At 64.0% G+C, this 19,962-nt stretch carries 20 protein-coding genes; 17 read left to right on the top strand and 3 right to left on the bottom strand.

The features are described 5' to 3' along the window. Positions 1 to 83: 83 nt before the first annotated feature. From GRI69_RS08385 to GRI69_RS08320, 14 genes are all read left to right on the top strand, one after another. The gene (locus GRI69_RS08385; protein ID WP_160727808.1) at positions 84 to 272 is read left to right on the top strand and encodes a Flp family type IVb pilin; all 189 of its coding nucleotides are present in this window, start codon (positions 84 to 86) and stop codon (positions 270 to 272) included. Between the two features lie 113 nt (positions 273 to 385). Beyond that, a complete protein-coding gene (cpaB, locus tag GRI69_RS08380) occupies positions 386 to 1,315 on the top strand; it encodes a Flp pilus assembly protein CpaB (RefSeq protein ID WP_160727807.1) in 930 nt (309 codons plus the stop codon). A 1-nt stretch (position 1,316) separates the two neighbouring features. Then, positions 1,317 to 2,777 (top strand): type II and III secretion system protein family protein, encoded by a 1,461-nt coding sequence (locus GRI69_RS08375; RefSeq protein ID WP_160727806.1) that lies wholly within the window; start codon positions 1,317 to 1,319, stop codon positions 2,775 to 2,777. Beyond that, positions 2,767 to 3,063 (top strand): hypothetical protein, encoded by a 297-nt coding sequence (locus GRI69_RS08370; protein ID WP_160727805.1) that lies wholly within the window; start codon positions 2,767 to 2,769, stop codon positions 3,061 to 3,063. Before GRI69_RS08375 ends, GRI69_RS08370 begins: the two co-directional genes overlap by 11 nt. Before the next feature lie 15 nt (positions 3,064 to 3,078). Further along, positions 3,079 to 4,608, top strand: coding sequence for a TadE/TadG family type IV pilus assembly protein (locus tag GRI69_RS08365; RefSeq protein ID WP_160727804.1), 1,530 nt, complete (start codon positions 3,079 to 3,081; stop codon positions 4,606 to 4,608). After that, on the top strand, positions 4,605 to 5,099 hold the full coding sequence (locus GRI69_RS08360; protein ID WP_160727803.1) for a TadE/TadG family type IV pilus assembly protein: 495 nt from the start codon (positions 4,605 to 4,607) through the stop codon (positions 5,097 to 5,099). Before GRI69_RS08365 ends, GRI69_RS08360 begins: the two co-directional genes overlap by 4 nt. After that, positions 5,096 to 5,695: a TadE/TadG family type IV pilus assembly protein gene (locus GRI69_RS08355; RefSeq protein WP_160727802.1), complete on the top strand. Its 600-nt coding sequence runs from the start codon at positions 5,096 to 5,098 to the stop codon at positions 5,693 to 5,695. Before GRI69_RS08360 ends, GRI69_RS08355 begins: the two co-directional genes overlap by 4 nt. 7 nt (positions 5,696 to 5,702) lie before the next feature. Continuing rightward, on the top strand, positions 5,703 to 6,887 hold the full coding sequence (locus GRI69_RS08350; RefSeq protein WP_160727801.1) for a CpaE/TadZ family protein: 1,185 nt from the start codon (positions 5,703 to 5,705) through the stop codon (positions 6,885 to 6,887). Positions 6,888 to 6,891: 4 nt separating this feature from the next. After that, complete coding sequence (locus GRI69_RS08345) at positions 6,892 to 8,280, top strand: TadA family conjugal transfer-associated ATPase (protein ID WP_237453005.1); 1,389 nt, start codon at positions 6,892 to 6,894, stop codon at positions 8,278 to 8,280. A gap of 1 nt (position 8,281) precedes the next feature. Next, positions 8,282 to 9,283, top strand: a complete 1,002-nt coding sequence (locus GRI69_RS08340) for a type II secretion system F family protein (RefSeq protein ID WP_160727800.1) — start codon at positions 8,282 to 8,284, stop codon at positions 9,281 to 9,283. 1 nt (position 9,284) lies between these two features. Next, positions 9,285 to 10,262: a type II secretion system F family protein gene (locus GRI69_RS08335; protein ID WP_160727799.1), complete on the top strand. Its 978-nt coding sequence runs from the start codon at positions 9,285 to 9,287 to the stop codon at positions 10,260 to 10,262. Positions 10,263 to 10,264: 2 nt separating this feature from the next. Next, positions 10,265 to 11,044 (top strand): tetratricopeptide repeat protein, encoded by a 780-nt coding sequence (locus tag GRI69_RS08330; RefSeq protein WP_160727798.1) that lies wholly within the window; start codon positions 10,265 to 10,267, stop codon positions 11,042 to 11,044. Between the two features lie 8 nt (positions 11,045 to 11,052). Beyond that, positions 11,053 to 11,514, top strand: coding sequence for an A24 family peptidase (locus tag GRI69_RS08325; protein ID WP_337191047.1), 462 nt, complete (start codon positions 11,053 to 11,055; stop codon positions 11,512 to 11,514). Then, positions 11,511 to 12,206, top strand: a complete 696-nt coding sequence (locus GRI69_RS08320; protein WP_160727796.1) for a hypothetical protein — start codon at positions 11,511 to 11,513, stop codon at positions 12,204 to 12,206. Before GRI69_RS08325 ends, GRI69_RS08320 begins: the two co-directional genes overlap by 4 nt. A 15-nt stretch (positions 12,207 to 12,221) precedes the next feature. On the opposite strand, the gene GRI69_RS08315 is transcribed toward GRI69_RS08320, so the two are convergent. Then, on the bottom strand, positions 12,222 to 12,905 hold the full coding sequence (locus GRI69_RS08315; RefSeq protein WP_160727795.1) for a PilZ domain-containing protein: 684 nt from the start codon (positions 12,903 to 12,905) through the stop codon (positions 12,222 to 12,224). A gap of 222 nt (positions 12,906 to 13,127) precedes the next feature. Here GRI69_RS08315 and GRI69_RS08310 point away from each other — a divergent pair, with 222 nt between their 5' ends. Next, positions 13,128 to 14,540 carry an MATE family efflux transporter gene (locus tag GRI69_RS08310; RefSeq protein WP_160727794.1) on the top strand — a complete coding sequence of 471 codons (1,413 nt, stop codon included), beginning with the start codon at positions 13,128 to 13,130 and terminating at the stop codon, positions 14,538 to 14,540. A gap of 1 nt (position 14,541) precedes the next feature. Here the strand turns inward: GRI69_RS08310 and GRI69_RS08305 are convergent, their stop codons facing one another. Beyond that, positions 14,542 to 15,375, bottom strand: coding sequence for a mechanosensitive ion channel family protein (locus tag GRI69_RS08305; RefSeq protein WP_160727793.1), 834 nt, complete (start codon positions 15,373 to 15,375; stop codon positions 14,542 to 14,544). A gap of 217 nt (positions 15,376 to 15,592) precedes the next feature. On the opposite strand from GRI69_RS08305, the gene groES reads away from it, so the two are divergent. Both groES and groL read left to right on the top strand, forming a co-directional pair. Continuing rightward, positions 15,593 to 15,880 (top strand): co-chaperone GroES, encoded by a 288-nt coding sequence (groES, locus tag GRI69_RS08300; protein WP_160727792.1) that lies wholly within the window; start codon positions 15,593 to 15,595, stop codon positions 15,878 to 15,880. A 55-nt stretch (positions 15,881 to 15,935) separates the two neighbouring features. Next, the gene (gene groL / locus GRI69_RS08295; protein WP_160727791.1) at positions 15,936 to 17,588 is read left to right on the top strand and encodes a chaperonin GroEL; all 1,653 of its coding nucleotides are present in this window, start codon (positions 15,936 to 15,938) and stop codon (positions 17,586 to 17,588) included. A 124-nt stretch (positions 17,589 to 17,712) separates the two neighbouring features. On the opposite strand, the gene GRI69_RS08290 is transcribed toward groL, so the two are convergent. Further along, complete coding sequence (locus GRI69_RS08290) at positions 17,713 to 19,911, bottom strand: DUF305 domain-containing protein (RefSeq protein WP_160727790.1); 2,199 nt, start codon at positions 19,909 to 19,911, stop codon at positions 17,713 to 17,715. Between the last annotated feature and the right edge of the window lie 51 nt (positions 19,912 to 19,962).

Genomic DNA, 19,962 nt, shown 5'->3' with positions numbered 1-19,962 from the left:
GAAATAGAGCCGGGGCCTTTGAACCATGCGGGGACGCATCAGAGCGATGCCAGCCGTGAATTTACAACTTGGGGTAATACATCATGTTCAAGACTTTTCTTCGTGACGAATCCGGCGCCTCGGCTGCCGAATATGCTCTGATCCTCGCCGTCGTCGGCGCAGCGATTGCTTTCGCCGCATTCTCGCTTGGCGGGGCAGTTAAGACTTCGATGGACAATGCTACCACCGAAATCAAAAAGTGCGCTCCCGGCGGCACTGGTTGCACAGCCTAATCGGTAGGCTAAGCTTGCGGCCCTCGATGAAAATCGGGGGCCGCATTATTCTTTTTGGCGAATTGGCATAGATTAAGTATAACGACGTCGACTTAAGAGGGGGGGCTCTGGTCATGCAAAGCAGAAACTGGATTGTTCTGGGCATTGCGATCGTGGTCGGCCTGTTCGCCGTCTATATCGCCAATTCGTATTTTAGCGGTGCGCAGGAGCGCGAAGAGCGCAAGGCCGAGGAACTTCAGATGGCGCGCATCGTCGTTGCCTCGCAAGAAATCGCTTTCGGCAATCCGCTTACCGACACCAATACGCGCCTCGTGAACTGGCCTGCCAGCTCGGTTCCTTCAGGCGCGTTTACCAGTTTGCAGGAAGCGGCCAACGGCCGCGTCGCACTACGCCCGATCACGCCGGGCGAGCCGATCCTGGCCAGCAAGGTCAGCGGAGCGAATGGTCGCGCCACTCTCGCCGCAAACCTCCCGCCCAATATGCGTGCAGTAGCGATCCCGGTGAACAATGTCGCCGGTGTAGGCGGCTTTGTTCGCCCCGGTGATGTGGTCGACGTGATGGTGACCCGACAAATCCCCGGCGAAGGGGCACAAACCACCGATAGGATGACTACAGTGGCTCTGGAAAATGTCCTTGTTCTCGGCACTGATCAGGTGGCGGACGAAAAGAACACCGAGCCTACAGTGGTCCAAACCGTCACGCTTCAGACCGATCTGTTCGGCGCGCAGAAGCTGGCGCTGGCCCGCGAAGTGGGCACCTTCACGCTCGCCCTGCGCAATGTCGAAGACCAGGAAGTCGGCGCGACCGAGACGGTCGTACTCTCCGATCTGGGCGGTGCGGGCTATCGCATCTATGGGCGCAACAGCAGCGGCGGCGCCAATGCCGGAAGCGGTCCGGCCCAGCCGGTAATCAACATCACGCCCGCCATGCTGGGTGGAGCAACGCAGGCCACGCGCACCGCGAGTGCGCCCAGCCGCCCGCGCGGGCCGACCATGGCCATCATCCGGGGTACCGAATCCGAATCCTATGAAGTGGAGCGTTAAGATGGCTCGCCTGAATACGCCACTCGCCGCGATCGCCTTGGCCCTGGCCGGAACCGCACTAGCCCCCGGCGCCGCCACGGCGCAGGTCTATGGCCAGGGCGGCGCCAACATCCATGCCGGTACGGTGGATATCGCCGTCAACAAGAGCCAGGTGCTGACCGCCGATACGGCGATCGACCGCGCGATGATCGGGAACGAGGAAATCGCCGATATCCTGCCGGTGTCCAGCAATTCGATCTACGTCCTCGGCAAGTCCGTGGGCACGACATCGCTGACGCTGTATGACCGCAGCAACCGCGTGATCGCGGTGATGGACATTTCCGTTGGCCCCGATGTGGCGGGCCTGCGCGAACAGATGGGCCAGCTGATGCCCGGCCAGCCGGTGGACATGCGCGTTTCCAATGGCGCCATCGTGCTTTCGGGAACGGTCAGCGATGCCGGTGCAGCATCCCGCGCGATGCAGCTTGCCCGCGCCTACGCCACCGAAGACAAGATCGTGAACCTGATGACGCTGGGCGGCAGCCAGCAGGTGATGCTGGAAGTACGCTTTGCCGAAGTATCGCGCAGCGTAGGCAAGGACCTTGGGGTCAGCAGTTTCATCACGGGCGGCCGCCTTGCCGGAGCGACTGGCAATGGCGCCAGCCTTCCCGGTGGCCCCTATTCCCTCGGAGGCGGTGCCAACCCCTTCCAGATCGATCCGATAACTGGCGGTTTCGGTATCCTCGGGCGAGCGTTCAGCGATGTCCTTGGCGTGGATATCGATCTGTTTATCGATGCGCTGGAGGAAAAGGGGCTGGCCAAAACGCTGGCCGAACCGACGCTGATCGCGCTTTCGGGTGAAACCGCCAGCTTCCTTGCGGGCGGCGAATTCCCGATCCCCGTGGTCCAGAGCGGCGGCGGCGGCGGGCAGGACGGCAACAATGCCGTGACGGTGGAATTCAAGCCCTTCGGGGTCAGCCTGGGCTTCACGCCCACGGTGCTGTCCGACAAGGTCATAAATTTGGTGGTGGAGCCAGAGGTATCCTCCATCGACCAGGCCGCATCGATCAATATCGGCGGCTTGCAGATCCCCGGCCTTCAGACCCGGCGCGCCAGCACGGTGCTGGAACTGCGCGACGGGGAAAGCTTTGCCATCGCCGGCCTGTTGCAGCGCGATTTCACAACCACGGTCAACCAGGTCCCGCTGCTAGGATCGATCCCGATCATCGGATCGCTGTTCCGTTCCTCTTCCTTCCAAAAGGGCGAAACCGAACTGCTGATCGTGGTAACGCCGCGGCTGGTGGCGCCGATCAAGCCCAGCCAGGTGCGCCTGCCGACCGACCGGATCTACGACCCGAGCGAGGCCGACGTGCTGCTGCTGGACGGGGAAGGATACAAGCCGCGCCCGCTGGAGCCGATCACCGGCGAACGTCCCGCCGACGGCGAAACGGCTGCTGCCGAAGGAGACGGTTATGACTATTGACGCCAAGCGCATCCTGCCGATCGCGGGCGCGGCACTGGCCCTTGCGGCCTGCACCAACACCGATGGCCGGGTGGACCTGACGCAGGGCGATCCGACCTGGGGCGATGCCAACCGCGCAACCATGGCCGCGCAGGTGGTGGATCCATCGCCTGAATACGACACACCCATCCCGCCGACTTCGGCCACCAACGCGGTGCGCGCGATCGACGCCTATAACGCAGGCACTGTCGAGGAAGTCGAGACGATCAGCACCACCGATGCGATTTCCAGCGGCGGTCCGAACTAGGACGGAGCATGAACCATGAAGGCGGTCACGACTAAGCGGTTTTTCGGCGATGAGAGCGGGGCGGTTGCGGCCACCTATGCGCTTGCGCTGATTCCGCTGATCGCCTTTGCTGGGGTCGGGTTCGATTACGCCCGCGTGATGGGGCTGGACAGCGAATTGCAGAACGGCGCCGACCAGGCCGCGCTGGCCGCAGCCAGCCAGCTGGACGGGCGGGCCGGGGCTTGCGGACGCGCCGCCGGTGCCGCATCGGGAATGCTGCAGAACCTCGCGGTCCTGTCCTCCGAAAGCCAGTTCGTCACCGTCGCTTCCGAAACCGCCTGCGATGCGACCGGCCTGGTCCGGTTTTACCAGGACAAGGCCAAGGCCACGCCCGCGACGAGCGATGCCAATGCAAATTACGTGGAAGTGCAGGTCGACGGGCGGCGGCTGAACTATTCGCTGCTGCCGATCGTGGGCGCCTATGGCGCGGATCTGGCCGGGGTGGCCTTTGCAGGACTCGGCTCCGCCGTGTGCAAGACGCCGCCGCTGATGCTGTGCAATCCGAACGAGACGGCCGATCCCAATTTCGACATCACGCAATATATCGGCCACGGCATTCGCCTGATCGCCAATGACGGCGGCGGGCTGGTGCCGGGCAATTTCGGATACCTCGAAACCAATGTCGGCAATGGCGCCAGCGCGCTGCGCGAAGTGCTGGGCCGCACCGAAATCCCCGGCGACTGCCTGCAGGAAACCGGCGTGACCACCAAGCCCGGCCTGAGCGTGAGCGTGTTCGACGCGATCAACACCCGCTTCGGCATCGAGGGCAGCGGGCTGAACCAGGCCTGCGGGACCAATCAGGAACTCTGCCCGGCGAGCGCGAACGCCCGCATCGACCTGCTGCAGAAGGGCAACAAGTGCGACCTCGGCAATAACAACGGCTTCATCGTGGGTGACCGGCCCTATCTCCCCACTTCGCCGGTCAACGATCATCCCAACCCGCTGTCGCTGGACCCGATGGGTTACCCGCGTGACAAGTGCCATGCGGTGAGCCAGGAGGGCAGCTGCCTGCTGGGCCGGATGGGTGACGGGAACTGGGACCGCAACGCCTATTACGTGTCCAACGGATATGGCGCGATCCCGATTACATGGTCGAACTATGGCTATCCCGAACTGACGGGCCGTTCGACCCCGACGCGGTACCAGCAATATCGGTACGAATACGAAAACCGCGCAACGATGCTGACCGCCAAGAACGTCACCGGGGGCTTCAAGCAGCAGGGTACGCCGCTGTGCGTGCCGCCGGGAGTTCCCCCCGGAAGCACGCCCGACCGCCGCGTGCTGACCATTGCCGTGGTCAATTGCCTGGCCGAGGATATTCGCGGGCGGACCGAAGACGTGCAAGTGGTCGACTGGGTCGACGTGTTCATGGTCGAACCCTCCGCTGCGCGCGCCCGGACGGAAAAGAGCGATTTCTACATCGAGGTCATCGGCCGCACATCGCTGGGCGGCGGTGCCAGCGAGGGGCAGGAGGTCCGCAAGGATGTCCCCTACCTGATCGAATGATGCGCGCCCTCGCCTTTCTTCGCGATACGCGCGGTGCCGCAGCGGCAGAAATGGCGCTGATGATCCCGTTGCTGCTGATCCTCATGTTCGTGGGCTTCGAGGCGGGGCATTACTTTTATACCGAACACAAGGTGATCAAATCGGTGCGCGAAGGCGCTCGATACGGCGGGCGGCTGCCGTGGGCCAATTTCCCTTGCGGCGGCAGCCTCAGCACCGCGGCGGAAACGCAGATCAAGCAGGTGACGCGCACCGGCACCACCACCGGCACCGCGGCGCGCGTGCCCGGCATGGCGCTGGACGACATCACCGTGAGCTTTACCTGCGACTCGAGTTACATCGATTCCGGCATCTTCAAGGGCAAGTCCGGCGGCGCGCCGGTCCTGCTGGTGGAGGCGCGCACCGGGTACAATTCGCTGTTCGGCCAGCTGGGCCTCACCGATACCACCATCGACGTGCAGGCCAGCGCCGAAGCCGTGGTGAACGGCATATGATCCGCGCGCGCGCCTTCCTCCGCGACGTTCGCGGCGCCATGGCGGCGGAGTTCGCGCTGGTGTTGCCGATCATGCTGCTGTTCCTGTTCGGCATCATGGACGTCGGCTATTACGCATGGGCGATCAACCAAGGCGAAAAGGCGACCCAGATGGGCGCGCGCTGGGCGGTCGCCACCAACCTGGTGCCATCCGGTCTGGCCAACTACAGTTTCGCTAGTGCAGGCAGCGTTCCGCAAGGCACGGTGGTGCCGATTTCCGCGTTTCCCGGCCTGACCTGCACGAGCACCGCCTGCACCTGCAAGGGCCAATGCGCCTTCGGCACCGCCCGCAACGGGGCGGCATTCGACGCGATCGTCGGCCGGATGCAGGATTTCAAAGGCAACATCACACCCGAAAACGTCCAGATCGATTATGACTGGTCGGGCCTCGGATATTCCGGAGACCCCAACGGTCCCGACGTCGCACCCATCGTCACCGTAAGACTGATCGACATGGAACACAGGCCGCTGTTCGGCCTCCTGATCGGCTCGGTTGACCTTCCCGAATTCGCCTATTCGCTGACCTCCGAGGACGGCGAAGGCACGATATCGAATTGAACCAGACATGAGCGATTTCCAGAAATTCAACGCCGCGGAGACGAACAGGATGGCAGGATTGCCGGAACAGGTTTTCGTCTTCGCCCGCCCGCGGGAGCTGGACGGACTGGAGACGCTGGCGGACACGGTGACGCTGGTCGAAATCGAACCGTCCGAGCCGCTCCCCGCCGAACTGGTGGGCAGGGCACGGATCGCGGTGATCGAGGTCGATCCCGCCGACCCCCGCTCGCTGGCGCGGCTGGATGCGCTGCGCGCCGCCCGGCCGCACCTCGCCATCATCGCGGGCCTGCCGCAGGTCGATCTGTCGATCACGCGCCAAATGCTGCGCAAGGGCATTGGCGACGTGGTGCCCATGCCCTTCACCACCGACGAACTGCTCACTGCGATCCTCGAGGTCGAGCGCGAACAGGCCGATAAGCCCGACGAGCTGACGCTCGAACTGGCGCCGGTCTTCGCGGTGCAGAAATGCGTGGGCGGAACCGGGGCGACCACCATCGCCACCCACCTCGCCGATGCGATGGCCCGCGCGATGGGACAGGGCCTGCGCGCCTGCGTCATCGATCTCGACCTGCAGAGCGGCGACGCCGCCTCCTACCTCGACCGCAAATCGCGGAAGTCGCTGATCGACCTCGTCGAGGCCGGGGCAAGGCTCGATGACGAGCTGTTCCGTTCGGTGGCGGTGGAGGGGAGCGACACCTTCGACGTGATCGCCGCGCCGGCCGACATCATGCCGATCGAGGAACTCGACCTCGACGGCCTGCGATCGGTCGTGGCGCTGGCCCGCCGCAAATACGATCTCGTGCTGTTCGACATGCCCGGCGCGCTGACCAACTGGGCGATGTCGACCCTGCTGGGTGCAGACGCCGTGCTGCTGGTCGGCAACGGCTCCATCGGTGCGCTGCGCCAGGTGAAGCGCAAGCTGCAGCTGCTGCGCAATTTCGATTACCCGGAAGCTCGCGTTGCCATCGCGCTCAACCACGCGGCATCGGGACTGTTCAAGAAGATCGATCGCAAGGGCATCGAGGATGCTCTCGGTCACGCCATTTCCGCCATGGTCCATTCTGACACACCGCTGATCGAACAGGCGCAGGCGCGCGGCGTCCTCGCTAGGGCTGTCCAGCGCAAGAGCAGGTTCGCCGCCGATATCGACTCGCTGGCCAATCACATGCTCGCGCTGGTCGAGGAGGGCTGAGATCATGTGGAAGGTCAGACGCGGCGAGGATGCCGGACAGGCTTCGGAAATCGAAGCGCTCCATGTCCCCGACGACGAGGAGCAGGAACGCATCCTCTTCGGCGAGAAGGATAGCCAGCGCGAGGCGATGCTCGACCTCAAGGTGTCGATCCACAAGGCGCTGCTCGACCGGCTCAACCTCGGCATGCTGGACAAGACCCCGGTCGAACAGCTCAAGACCCAGATCTCCGCGATCATGCCGGAACTGATTGCCGATTTCGATCAGCCCCTGAACCGGCAGGAGCGCGAGAATCTCCTCCAGGAAGTGGTGGACGAGTTGATGGGCCTCGGCCCGCTCGAACCGCTGCTGCAGGACGAGACCATCACCGACATCCTCGTCAACGGCCATGACACGGTCTTCGTCGAAAAGCGCGGCCAGCTGGAACGGGTATCGACGCGGTTCCAGGACGAAAAGCACCTGATGCGCGTGATCCAGAAGATCGTCAGCGCCGTGGGCCGCCGGGTGGACGAGAGCTCGCCCTTCGTTGACGCACGCCTTGCCGACGGGTCGCGCGTCAACGCGATTGTCGCGCCGCTGGCGATCGACGGATCGCTGCTGTCGATCCGCAAATTCGCCAAGCAGCCGATTAGCATCGAGAAGATGATCGGCCTCGGCTCTCTGCCGCAGGAGATGGCGCATGTGCTGGAGGCCATCGTCGCCTCGCGCCGGAACGTGCTGATTTCCGGAGGCACCGGCTCAGGCAAGACCACGCTGCTCAACGCCATGTCGACCTATATCGACGAGCGCGAGCGCATCGTCACGATCGAGGATTCGGCCGAACTCCAGCTGCAACAGCAGCACGTCGCCCGTCTCGAAACCCGCCCCCCCAATATCGAGGGCAAGGGTGAAGTCACGCAGCGAGACCTGGTGAAAAACGCCCTGCGCATGCGGCCCGATCGCATCATCGTGGGGGAAGTCCGCGCCGGTGAGGCCTTCGACATGCTGCAGGCCATGAACACGGGCCACGACGGATCGATGACCACCGTGCACGCCAATACGCCGCGCGATGCCTTGAGCCGCGTCGAGCAGATGATCGGCATGAGCGGCATCGACATCACGTCGAAATCCTCGCGCGCACAGATCGCTTCTGCGCTCAACGTCGTGGTGCAGGTCACCCGCCTGTCCGACGGACGACGCAAGGTGAAAAGCCTTTCCGAGCTGACCGGCATGGAAGGCGAAACCATCACGATGCAGGAGATCTTCCGCTTCAAGATGACCGGGCGGGACGATGACGGCACGGTGCTGGGCCATTTCGAGGCCACCGGCATCCGCCCGAAATTCCTGCAGGACGCCGAAGCGCACGGCATCAAGCTTCCGAGCGAACTCTTCCGTCCGGAAATGAGGATCGGCTGACATGGCCGAGACCATCATCCGGATCGTCTTCCTGCTCGCCGTCTTCGTGGCGGTGTTCCTGATTGCCCAGACCCTCGCGCGGTCGGCGGCGGAAAAGCGCACCTTTTCGCGGGCCGTCAACCGCCGGATGACGCTGATCCAGTCCGGCGCGGACCGGGACGAGGTCGTATCGCAGCTGCTCAAGAACAGCCCGCACCAGCATCCGCACCTGCCGCCGATAGTTCGCGGGATCGTGGAGAATTTCCAGCGCGCCGTCTTCGCTTCCGCGATTCCCATGGGCATGGGCCAGCTGGCCATGTTCATGACCATTGCCGGGCTGGTGATCTTCGCCCTGGTGATCCTCGTGGCCGCGGGCTTCGGGGTCGGCATCGGATTCGGCGTGATCCAGCTCGCTTTCCTAATGGCGCTCTGCCTCGCCTTCGTCATGCCCTACCTCGTGCTGCAGCGGATTGCCGCCTCGCGCCGCAGGAAGGTGGAAAAACAATTTCCCGTCGCGCTCGATATCTTCGTGCGCGCGCTGCGTTCGGGCCATCCGGTCGCCTCGGCGATCGAACTGCTCACGCGCGAAATGGACGATCCCATCGGGACCGAATTCGGCATCGTGGCCGACGAGATCACCTATGGTTCGGACCTCGTGACCGCGCTCAACGCCATGGCCGAACGCTGGGACCTCGAAGACATGAAGATGTTCGTGGTCTCGCTATCGGTGCAAAGCGAAACCGGGGGCAACTTGGCCGAAATCCTCGAAAACCTGGCGACGGTCATCCGTGAACGCGCATCGATGTTCATGAAGGTCCGGGCGCTGAGTTCGGAAGGCCGGATGACGGGCTGGATGCTCACCGTCCTGCCGGTTTTCGCCTTCGTGACCGTTTTCCTGGCCAACCCGCAATTCTATCTCAACGTGATCGAGGATCCGATTTTCATCATCGGCACGATCACGCTCTCCATCCTCTACATCATAGGGGTCATCACCATCCGCAAAATGATCGACATCAAGGTCTGATATGCTCGAACTCGCGATCTCGAACTGGCTGATACGCGTACTGATCCTGGCGATCATCTTCGCCATCGCGGTGGGCGTGGTCCTGATTGCGGTCAACTGGGCCGCTAAGCGCCGGATCATAGGCAACCAGATCGCCCGGCTCGGGCGCGAAAACAGCGTCGAGTTCGAAAACAGCGTGCTCGAGCGGGAACGCGAAAGCCGCTGGGCGCAGATCGCGCAATCGATCGAATCCTCCGGCATCAAACTGACCGATACCGAGGACGACAAGCTGCAGAAGCTGCTGAAAGCCGCCGGCTATCGCGGCAGCTCCGCGCCCCGTCTCTATACGCTGATCCGCATCGTGCTGGTCTTCGCCTTCCCGGGGTTTTACCTGCTCGGCGTTATCACCGATCCCGAACCGCCGGGCATCGTGAAAATCTACGTCATTTCCGCGGTCTGCGCGCTTTTCGGCTTCTTCCTCCCCTACCTGTTCATCCAGGCAAAGGCGGACCGGCGCCGGAACGAGATCATCAACGGCTTTCCCGACTCGCTCGACCTGCTGTTGGTCTGCGTCGAAGCCGGTCTGGGTCTCGAATCCGCGATGGACCGGGTCGGCCGCGAAATCGCCACCACCCACCCGCTTGTTTCCGCACTGTTCACCGAAACGACGCTGATGATGCGCGCGGGTGCATCGCGCGAAGATGCCATGCGGAGGATGGGCGAAAACTCGGGGGTCGATGAGATCCGGTCCTTCGCAACGCTGCTGATCCAGTCCGACAAGCTGGGCACGAGCATTTCCAGCACGCTGAGAGTCTATGCGCTGGAAATGCGCGAAGGGCGCCGCATGCGCGCAGAAGAGAAGGCGCACCGCCTGCCGGTGCTGATTTCGATACCGCTGGTGACCTGCATGTTGCCCACGATGATCGGTGTTCTGATCCTGCCGGCCGCGGTCGGCGTCGTGCGCGAAGTTGGTCCAGCACTCTTGGGAGGAGGAGGATAATCATGAAACCTGCATCCACACTTGCACTCGTTGCGCTCGCCGCCAGCCTGGGGGGCTGTCAGAATTTCGTCCAGGCGTTCGATTTCTCGCGCCATTCCTCGGCGCCGCAATATGCCATCGGACCCGCCGATCTCGAAGAGGGACGCGAACACCTGCGCGCAGGCCGCACCGGCAATGCGCTGGGCCCGCTTCACCGCGCCGCGCTCAACCCGCAGACTAGCGGCGCTGCGCTCAACGCGCTGGGCGTGGCTTACGCCAAGCTCGGCCGCGCCGACCTCGCCGAACGCTATTTCATCGCGGCGACCCGCGTCGATGCGAATGACGAGCGGTTTGCCGCCAACCTCGACCGGTTCTATCGCAGCGATCTCGCCCGCGACAGCCGGCTGCTATACGCGCAGCGTGAAAGAGCGCGCGAAACGCTGGCCGAACTGGCGCAGAACGATCAGGTCGAGCCCGCCGAACCGGTGACCGAAGAGCGCATGGTTATGAGCGGCGGGGAAACCCACCGGATCACCATTTCGAATGCGGCCCGTTCGCAGCGCGTAAGCGTCGGCGGACCGGCAGCTGTGGCCCAGACCGAGAATTCCGTACCCGTACGCGTGCGTTTGTCGAGCGGCGAATTGCGCCAGCCGGCAGGTTCTGCCCGCCCGGCGGAAATCGTCCTTCGCACCGCTGCTGATCCCGCGCCGCAGCGCGTCCGCATCGGCCAGTCGCAGGCCGCAGACACTTATCCGCTGCGTGTCCGACTGGCTCCGCGCCCGGCCGCACCCGACAAGAACTAGGCCCCGCGGTGGGCGTGGTCACACTCTGGCTCGGCGCGCTGGGTGCCCTCGCCGCCATCGGCGCGGGGCTGGACGCGTTCACGCGGCGCTTGCCCAATATCCTCTGCTTGGTGATGCTGGTGACCGGCCTCGGCCTGGCTTTCGCCATGGGCGGCTGGACCGCGCTGGGCCTGCATTTCGCGCACGCCGCGCTCGCCCTGGTGGTCGGGTACCTGCTGTTCATGGCGGGCATTTTCGGCGGCGGTGACGGCAAGTTCTACGCGGCGGTGGCCTCCTTCTACCCCTTGTGGGAGATGCTCGGCCTGTTCGTGGCGATCACCTTCGCGGGTTTCTTTCTCGCCGTATCCTGGCTGACCCTCAAGCATGCAACGGGGCTGAAAAAGCGCCTGAAGGACGATTTTGCCAAGCTGCCCTACGGAGTTGCAATCGCGATCGGCGCGGTCGGTTACGCATTCTGGATCTCGCGATGATCCAGATGCGCTCGGACGGTGAAAGGCTTGTCCCGGTGCCGCCGCGAAGCCGCTCGCGCGCAATCGTTGCGCTGGTTACCGCACTTGCCATTCTCGTGGTCGCATGGGCCATGCGGCCCGAGGGCAGCGACCGCGGGGCAGTCGTCCGCGTCTCCCTCTCCAGCGTGCCCGAAGAGCGGGTGGTCCATTTCGGGCATGAGTTTCCGCGACCGGGTCCCGCCGCGCCGGACGCCGTCCTCGCCGCGGGCGAACCGGCCGTGTCAGGGGAAGCTGCGAACCCGTCAGACCGACCCGCTCCGCAGCCCGCTTCTGCCGTGCAGATCGCGAAGCAGGCCGCGCGCGAGCAGCGGCCGGCGAACTATGCCAAACCGGATGCGAACGGGGTGCTGCCAATCGGCTTCAGCCTGGCCGAGGGAGTTTCTGCGGTCAGTGGCGGTGTCGGGGTGCCCAAGACCATCGCGGCCGAAGGGGGTGAGGCGACCGGACTGACGATCTTCCTTATCGGCGGGTCGCTGATCGAGGTCGATCGCGGAGAACTCGTTACCGCGCTCGCGCGATTGGGGGCGTCGGAAAAGGCGGGCAATCTGCCAGCAGCGGGCGAAAGCGGGCGTCTCTCGCTCGACCGGGTGCGGACGGCGGGGCTGGACCTTCGCTATGATGCCATTCGTGACAGGCTGGTGCTGCGCCCCTGATTGCAGGGGCTGCGCCTATTCCTTGTCCCAGTTGATGTGGATTTCGACGCTCGCCTCGTCCACCCCTGCGGCATCGGCAATCCGCTTGCGGCTCGCCCTGACGATATCGGCGAGGGAACTCCCGCTGTCCGCATCCTCTTCGGCCAGCGCGATCGCTTCACCGAGGCCGGGCGCGCCGTAGACCAGTTCCAGTTCGCTCACGCCGAGCTCTTCGGCCAGCTTTTGCATCGTTTCGTGACGCGGGCGAACCTGGTCGCCTTCCCACTTCCACAAGGTCGGTTTGCTCACTCCGACTTTCTGCGCCAGCCCTCGCATGGTGTGGCCTTTGCTCACCCGCAGGCGCTTGATCCTGCTGCCGAGCGTTTCGTGGTCCACACCGTAGCGATGCTCCGAATCGTCTTCGGTCGATGCGACATCGGTGGCCGCTTCCATTTCATCCTGGGAAATCGGTTCGACGAAGCTGCAACCGTATAATCCGTCCGCAAACCAGACGACCTTGGCTGGCACTGCGCCGCGGTTCGGCAGCACCACTTGGATCGGATCGTCGAGCGACAGTTCCGCTTCGGTCCGTACCAGCATGCCGTTGCGGGAGAGGTTGAGGATTTCGGCGTCGAACGCCTTTCCCGACTGCCCCACGCCCGTATGCAGCCGCAGGACCAGGCGCGGCTGGCGGCGGTCGAGATCCATCTTGTCGTTCACCCGGAACCCCTCGTCTTGTCGTTTTCTCGGCAAACCCGTATTGTTTCCCGAAGGCCGCCCGCTCCTTCCATCCCACAACTGGCCGCATGGCGCAAATCGCAAAACTCCCGTCGTCTCGTGCCTCTGGGGCTTCCCGCGGCCGCAGATGAAATCCGCGTTTGAGGTCCGGCACCGATCCGACTAAGCGGGGCGGTTCTTCCGATTCACGAAGAGCGGAAGATCATGAGCTCCACACCCTCCACCACGCCCCTGCCGATCGGCAGAGAAGGCTGGCGCGCCGAAATCGGCGCCACCCTGCGGCTGAGCTGGCCGCTGGCGGCGGCGAACCTGCTGCAGATGCTGACCTATGCCATCGACGTGATCTTCATCGCGCGGCTGGGCGAGGACCAGCTGGCCGCATCGGCGCTGGCCATCGCGCTCTTCGGGCTGGTCCTGTGGGCCCTTTCCGGACTGACGGGCGCTGTCGCTGCGGTCGCGGCGGCGGAACTGGGAGAGCGCGCACCGGCACTGCGGCCCGTGCGCCGTTCGGTGCGGATGGCGCTGTGGCTGTCCGTGTTTTCCGGCGTGGCCGGGATCGGGCTTTGCCTGCTGCTCGGCCCGCTGATGCGCGTGACCGGGCAGGAACCGCAGATCATCGCCATGGCGCTGGAATACAACACGCTGCTGGTGCTGAGCCTCGTGCCGATGCTGTTCAACAACGTGCTGCGCAGTTTTGTTTCGACGCTCGGCCGGCCGATCTTTGCGACCGCCATCACGGCGTCGGGCATTTTCGTCAACGCGCTGGCGAACTATGCCTTCATCTTCGGCAATTTCGGCGCGCCCGAGCTGGGGCTGAAGGGCGCGGCGGTGGCGACGATCATCACCACATTCACCACGCTGGCGGCCTATATCGTCGCCATCCGGATCGATCGGCGGCTGCACCGCTACCATATCTTCGGCCGCTGGTGGTCGCCGGACTGGCAGCGCCTGTGGCACATCACCCGCGTCGGTACGCCGATCGCGCTGACGATCACGGCCGAAGCGGGGATCTTCGGCGCCGCCGCCTTCCTGATGGGCAATATCGGCGCGACACAGCTTGCCGCGCACACCGTTGCGCTGCAGATCGCCGCCCTCGCCTTCCAGGTGCCTTTCGGGGTCGGGCAGGCGGCCACGATCCGGGTGGGCTATTTCTACGGCGCGCGCGATCCCGAAGGCATGAAACGCGCGGGCTGGAGTGCGATCGTGATCGGTACCGGCTTCATGGCGATTACCGCGCTGGCGATGATCATCGCGCCCGAGTACCTGCTCGCGATCTATATCGATCCGTGGGATCCGAAGAATGCCCCGCTGGTCGGCTTTGCGCTGACCTATATCGTGATCGCCGCCGCCTTCCAGCTGTTCGACGGCATGCAGGCGGTCGCCGCAGGCGCGCTGCGCGGCCTGCAGGACACGCGCATCCCGATGTGGATCGCCGCCTTCGCCTATTGGGTGCCGGGTATCGGCACCGCGCTGGTGCTGGGCTTTGCCACACCGCTCGAAGGGGTCGGCATCTGGATCGGTCTTGCGACCGGGCTCATCGTCGCCGCCGCGCTGCTCGGCTGGCGCTGGCACCGGCGCGAGGCGCTGGGCCTGACCCTGCGCCCCGCCAGCCGGTAATTTACGCCGCCCGCTGGATGATTTCGCGCTGCGGGAAGGGGATGGAGAGACCGACCTGGTCGAAGCGCGCCTTGGCCGCCTCGGTCAGGTCCCAGGTCAGCGTCAGGTAGTCGCTGGTCGCGCACCAGACGCGCAGGCCGATACCGACCGAGCTGTCATCGAGCGAGCTTACGAAGGCCTGCGGCGCGGGATCGTCCAGCACCCTTTCGTCTGCCTCTGCCAGGGCCAGCAATTCCTTGCGGGCCTGCTCCATGCTGTCGGAATAGGCGATGCCCACGATCAGCTCGAAACGGCGGATCGGGTGGCGGTTGAAATTGACGATCGCCTGGTTCCACAGTTCGGAATTGGGCACCATCACGAAGAGGCCGTCGAACTGTTTCAACTCGGTGGTGAACAGCCCGATCTGCTGCACCGTGCCGGTCACCGAGCCGGTGGTAATCCCCTCGCCCACCTTGAACGGCTTCTGCACGAGGATCATCACGCCGGAGGCAACATTGCTGAGCGTGCCCTGCAGGGCGAGGCCCACGGCCAGCGCCAGTCCGCCGAGCGCGGCGAGGATGCTGGTAGTCTCCACCCCGAACTGGGCGAGCACCGTTACCAGTACCAGCGCCCACAGCGCATATTTGACCACGTTGGACAGGAAGTTCGCCACAGTCGGTTCGAACCGGGGAGAGCGGCTAAGCGCCTTTTCCACCCAGTTCGAAATCAGTCCGGCCACCAGCAGGCCGATCACCAGCACGGCGAAGGCCCCGGCGATCTCGATCATGTTGAGCCGCAACCAGAGCAATATCTGCTCCGGGATCGTGAGGGCCGAGACGGCCTGGTCGGTTTGCATTCTGGTCGCTCCTGTCATAGGCGAAATGGCGGGATTCAGCGGCGCGATAGAGAGAAGCTCTCGCTCTGGCCACCCCGGGCAACGTCTCGCCCTCGGCGCAGAAATTTTTGTGAAGCGTCCCGTTGACTCTGTGCAGGCGCACACCCAAATGCGGTGCGCTGGCACTCTCGACGAGAGAGTGCCAACACCAGATCTAACCTATGAGAAAGGTCATAACATGGCATTTCGTCCGCTGCACGACCGCGTGCTCGTGCGCCGCATTGAAGCAGAAGAGAAGACCGCCGGCGGGATCATCATTCCCGACAGCGCCAAGGAAAAGCCGAGCGAAGGCGAAATTGTCGCCGTGGGCTCGGGCGCCAAGGGCGAAGACGGCACCGTAACCCCGCTCGACGTCAAGGCTGGCGACCGCGTGCTGTTCGGCAAGTGGTCGGGCACCGAGATCAAGCTCGACGGTGAAGACCTGCTTATCATGAAGGAAAGCGACATCATGGGGATCATGGGCTGATCGCCCACCCCTTTCGCATTTCTTCGTCTAACAACCAATTCCAGGAGAAACTCCCATGGCAGCCAAGGACGTAAAGTTCGGCCGCGACGCGCGCGAAGGCATTCTGCGCGGCGTCGATACCCTCGCCAATGCCGTCAAGGTCACGCTGGGCCCCAAGGGCCGCAACGTCGTGATCGACAAGAGCTTCGGCGCACCCCGCATCACCAAGGACGGCGTCACCGTCGCCAAGGAAATCGAACTCAAGGACAAGTTCGAGAACATGGGCGCGCAGATGATCAAGGAAGTCGCGAGCAAGACCAACGATCTTGCCGGCGACGGCACCACCACCGCAACCGTTCTGGCCCAGTCGATCGTGACCGAAGGCATGAAGTCGGTCGCAGCAGGCATGAACCCGATGGACCTCAAGCGCGGCATCGATCTCGCCGTGACCAAGGTCGTCGAAGACCTCAAGAGCCGTTCGAAGGACGTGTCCGGCAGCCAGGAAATCGCGCAGGTCGGCATCATCTCCGCCAATGGCGACCGTGAAGTCGGCGAAAAGATCGCCGAAGCCATGGAAAAGGTCGGCAAGGAAGGCGTGATCACCGTCGACGAGAGCAAGGGTCTCGAATTTGAGCTCGAAACCGTCGAAGGCATGCAGTTCGACCGCGGCTACCTTTCGCCCTACTTCATCACCAACCCGGAAAAGATGACGGTCGAACTCGAAAACCCGTACATCCTGATCCACGAAAAGAAGCTATCGAACCTGCAGGCGATGCTGCCCGTGCTCGAAGCGGCCGTCCAGTCGGGCCGTCCGCTACTGATCATCGCGGAAGACATCGAAGGCGAAGCGCTGGCTACCCTCGTGGTCAACAAGCTGCGCGGCGGCCTCAAGGTTGCTGCGGTCAAGGCACCGGGCTTCGGCGATCGCCGCAAGGCAATGCTGCAGGACATCGCGATCCTGACCAAGGGCGAAATGATCAGCGAAGATCTCGGCATCAAGCTCGAGAACGTCACGCTGGGCATGCTCGGTGAAGCCAAGCGCGTCACCATCGACAAGGACAACACCACCATCGTCGACGGTGCCGGTGACGAAGGCGACATCAAGGCGCGCGTGACTGAAATCCGCACGCAGATCGACAATACCAGCAGCGATTACGACAAGGAAAAGCTGCAGGAACGCCTGGCCAAGCTGGCTGGCGGTGTTGCCGTGATCAAGGTCGGCGGTGCGTCGGAAGTCGAAGTGAAGGAACGCAAGGACCGCGTCGACGACGCGCTGCACGCAACCCGCGCAGCCGTCGAAGAAGGCATCGTCCCGGGCGGCGGTACTGCCCTGCTCTACGCCACCAAGGCCCTCAACGGTCTCGAAGGCGAGAACAGTGACCAGACCCGCGGCATCGACATCGTTCGCCGTGCACTGCAGGCACCGGTTCGCCAGATCGCGGCCAATGCCGGCCACGACGGCGCGGTTGTCGCAGGCAAGCTGACCGACGCCAATGACGACACGCTCGGCTTCAACGCCGCGACCGACACCTACGAAAACCTCGTGGCTGCCGGCGTGATCGACCCGACCAAGGTCGTGCGCACCGCACTGCAGGACGCAGCTTCGGTTGCCGGCCTGCTGATCACCACCGAAGCAGCCATCGTCGAGAAGCCGGAAGACAAGTCCTCCGGCGGCGGCGGCATGCCCGACATGGGCGGCATGGGCGGTATGGGCGGCATGGGCTTCTAAGCCTTACCGACCAGCCGAACGGCTAGAAAACACGAAGGCCCGGCGGAGCGATCCGCCGGGCCTTTTCTTGTGCGTTGAGCACCCGGTGTGAAGTGGCGAAATGACGCCCCTCCCGCGCCGGGACTTAGCCGCCCTTGCGGCTCGCCTCGGCAGCCGCGATCACATCTTCAGGCCAGGTCACCTGCGTCTGGGTCTGCGGGTTGAAGACATTGCCCGGGTATTGCGCCGCTTCGGCGGCGGCGATTTCCTCGGGGGTGAGGAACTCACTCGGCTCCAGCGCGAAGACATCCAGCCCGCGACTGATCTCGGTCGCGTAGATGCGGCCGTCGTACCAATAGGCGCTCCAGTAGCCGCCGGTAACAAGCTGGTCCTCGTCCACCGGGCCGCGGTCGAAATAAGCGATCTCGACCGGATTGGCCGCATCGGTGAAATCGATCACCGAAATGCCGCCCTGGTACCACGCCTGCACGAAGATATCGCGGCCCGGGACGGGGATGATCGAGCCGTTATGCGCGACGCAGTTCTCCTTGTCGCCCTGCGGCGCGGGCAGCTTGTACATCCCGCGATAGCTCAGCTTGCCTTCCTCGATGGCATAGAAGGCGTCGGCACCCCAGTTGGTGGGATCGCCCGCCTGGCAACGGGGGCGTCCGCCGCCGCCCCATTCGTCGGTGAAGAGGACCTTGGTGCCATCGTTGTTGAAGGTGGCCGAGTGCCAGTAGGCGAAGCCCTTGTCGGTCACGTCGTCGATCCGGACCGGCTTCATCGGGTCAGAAATGTCGAGGATGATGCCATTGCCCGAGCACGCGCCCGCCGCGAGGTTCTTTGCCGGGAAGACGGTGATGTCGTGGCACTGGTTGGTGACACTGGTATCCTGCGTGCCGTCGCCATGATCGCCGCCGCGCCAGAGGCCGGCGATCTGGCCGTCACGCGCGAACACCCGCGGGCTGTCCACGATGCGCGCAGCTGCAGGATTGGCGACCGGGATCTCGACGACATCGATGCTGAACAGCGCGGTCTCGTCACCCGCCGTGTCGAAACAGCCTTCCAGTTCTTCGTTGTCGCGGACGTAGGAGGTGCCGGAATTGTAAAGCACGATACGGTCGGCGTCGGCGCTCACGATGGAGTGCGTGTGGCTGCCGCGGCAGGTCTGGACGAGGCCGACCTGGCGCGGCCGGGTGATGTCCGAAATATCGAAGATGCGCAGGCCGCGGAAGCGATCTTCGCTGACATTGCCGGTCACGCCCTCGAGGCCGCAATCGATCCGCGCGCGGCTGTCCTGCACGCTCATCACCAGGAGATCGCCGACGATGGAGACATCGCCCTGCCCGCCGGGGCAGACGATCGAGGAAACGAGCTGCGGCACGCCGTCCTCGCCGAGGCGGTAGGCGTTGAAGCCGTGATAATTGCCCGCGACCATGAGATCGCCAGAAAAGGCGATATCGGTGTTGGCGAAGTCTAGCAGCGAACCGCGCTTGCCGAACTGCGGCTTGTCTTCCTCTTCCTCGCCGTCCGCTTCGGTGTCGGCAGGCTGCTCTTCCGCATCATCCTTTTCGATGAGGGGTTGCAACTGGGCCGGATTTTCGGGATCGAAGAAGCCCGTCGGCTTGGGCTGCGTCGCGACGAGGCGGAGGTTCGAAATCGCCTCTTCCGCATCGCGGAAGCCGGCAGCGAGCCGGGCGCGCGGATCGGTGGACAGCTCGGCGAGGACGGCGTTCATCCGGTCAATCTCGGCCTGCTGATCGCTCACCACCTCGTTGGTGAATTCGAACATCACGGGTTCGTAGGCGCTACCGGGCGCATCGTGCAGACGTTCCACCATTTCGAGGGCGCCCTTGTGGTGGGCGATCATGCGCTGGAGGAACAGGCGATCGAACTCGGTGCCATTGGCCGCGGCCAGCGCCGCCATCTGCTCCGCAGTGGCCATGCCCATCATCATGTGGCCGCCATGGCCCTGATGCCCGGTGTGTTTCATTTCAACAGGTTCGCCGCGTGCTTCGAGCCATTCGCGCATGAACTTCATTTCGTCGCTCTGGCCCGCTCCGATACGGTCGGCCGTCTTGAGGATCGCGTCGTTATTGGTGCGCGCCTCGACCAGATCGGCCATCTCCACCGCCTGCTGGTGGTGGACGATCATGCCCTGCATGAAAGCAACGTCGGCCGGTGAATAGCGCGTGTCCGAAAGCGCAATCGCCTGCGCCTCGTCGATCACCCGCGGCGCCTCTCCCGGAGCGCCGGGCATCACGATCGGAGCCCCTTGCGCAAAAGCGGCGGTCGAAGTCGATACAAGCAAGCCGGTCGCGGCGACGCGAAGGAAGGTGTTCATGTTATAAGTCCCCAAGAATTGTGGGCCTGAGAGAGGCAAATGCAACGCCCA

Origin of the sequence: Qipengyuania vulgaris (assembly GCF_009827325.1) — a bacterium.
Taxonomy (GTDB): Bacteria; Pseudomonadota; Alphaproteobacteria; order Sphingomonadales; family Sphingomonadaceae; genus Qipengyuania; species Qipengyuania vulgaris.
Note: the sequence above shows the minus strand (reverse complement) of the source record. Positions and strands in the feature narration are given on the sequence as shown.

Bases quoted from the DNA above. Each gene is read 5' to 3' on its own strand.
- GRI69_RS08350 (WP_160727801.1), top strand. From the start codon at position 5,703: ATGAGCGATTTCCAGAAATTCAACGCCGCGGAGACGAACAGGATGGCA.
- GRI69_RS08310 (WP_160727794.1), top strand. From the start codon at position 13,128: ATGAGCTCCACACCCTCCACCACGCCCCTGCCGATCGGCAGAGAAGGC.
- GRI69_RS08320 (WP_160727796.1), top strand. From the start codon at position 11,511: ATGATCCAGATGCGCTCGGACGGTGAAAGGCTTGTCCCGGTGCCGCCG.
- GRI69_RS08360 (WP_160727803.1), top strand. From the start codon at position 4,605: ATGATGCGCGCCCTCGCCTTTCTTCGCGATACGCGCGGTGCCGCAGCG.
- GRI69_RS08305 (WP_160727793.1), bottom strand. From the start codon at position 15,375: ATGCAAACCGACCAGGCCGTCTCGGCCCTCACGATCCCGGAGCAGATA.
- groL (WP_160727791.1), top strand. From the start codon at position 15,936: ATGGCAGCCAAGGACGTAAAGTTCGGCCGCGACGCGCGCGAAGGCATT.
- GRI69_RS08365 (WP_160727804.1), top strand. From the start codon at position 3,079: ATGAAGGCGGTCACGACTAAGCGGTTTTTCGGCGATGAGAGCGGGGCG.
- GRI69_RS08345 (WP_237453005.1), top strand. From the start codon at position 6,892: ATGTGGAAGGTCAGACGCGGCGAGGATGCCGGACAGGCTTCGGAAATC.
- groES (WP_160727792.1), top strand. From the start codon at position 15,593: ATGGCATTTCGTCCGCTGCACGACCGCGTGCTCGTGCGCCGCATTGAA.
- GRI69_RS08355 (WP_160727802.1), top strand. From the start codon at position 5,096: ATGATCCGCGCGCGCGCCTTCCTCCGCGACGTTCGCGGCGCCATGGCG.
- GRI69_RS08290 (WP_160727790.1), bottom strand. From the start codon at position 19,911: ATGAACACCTTCCTTCGCGTCGCCGCGACCGGCTTGCTTGTATCGACT.
- GRI69_RS08330 (WP_160727798.1), top strand. From the start codon at position 10,265: ATGAAACCTGCATCCACACTTGCACTCGTTGCGCTCGCCGCCAGCCTG.
- GRI69_RS08375 (WP_160727806.1), top strand. From the start codon at position 1,317: ATGGCTCGCCTGAATACGCCACTCGCCGCGATCGCCTTGGCCCTGGCC.
- GRI69_RS08370 (WP_160727805.1), top strand. From the start codon at position 2,767: ATGACTATTGACGCCAAGCGCATCCTGCCGATCGCGGGCGCGGCACTG.
- cpaB (WP_160727807.1), top strand. From the start codon at position 386: ATGCAAAGCAGAAACTGGATTGTTCTGGGCATTGCGATCGTGGTCGGC.
- GRI69_RS08340 (WP_160727800.1), top strand. From the start codon at position 8,282: ATGGCCGAGACCATCATCCGGATCGTCTTCCTGCTCGCCGTCTTCGTG.
- GRI69_RS08335 (WP_160727799.1), top strand. From the start codon at position 9,285: ATGCTCGAACTCGCGATCTCGAACTGGCTGATACGCGTACTGATCCTG.
- GRI69_RS08385 (WP_160727808.1), top strand. From the start codon at position 84: ATGTTCAAGACTTTTCTTCGTGACGAATCCGGCGCCTCGGCTGCCGAA.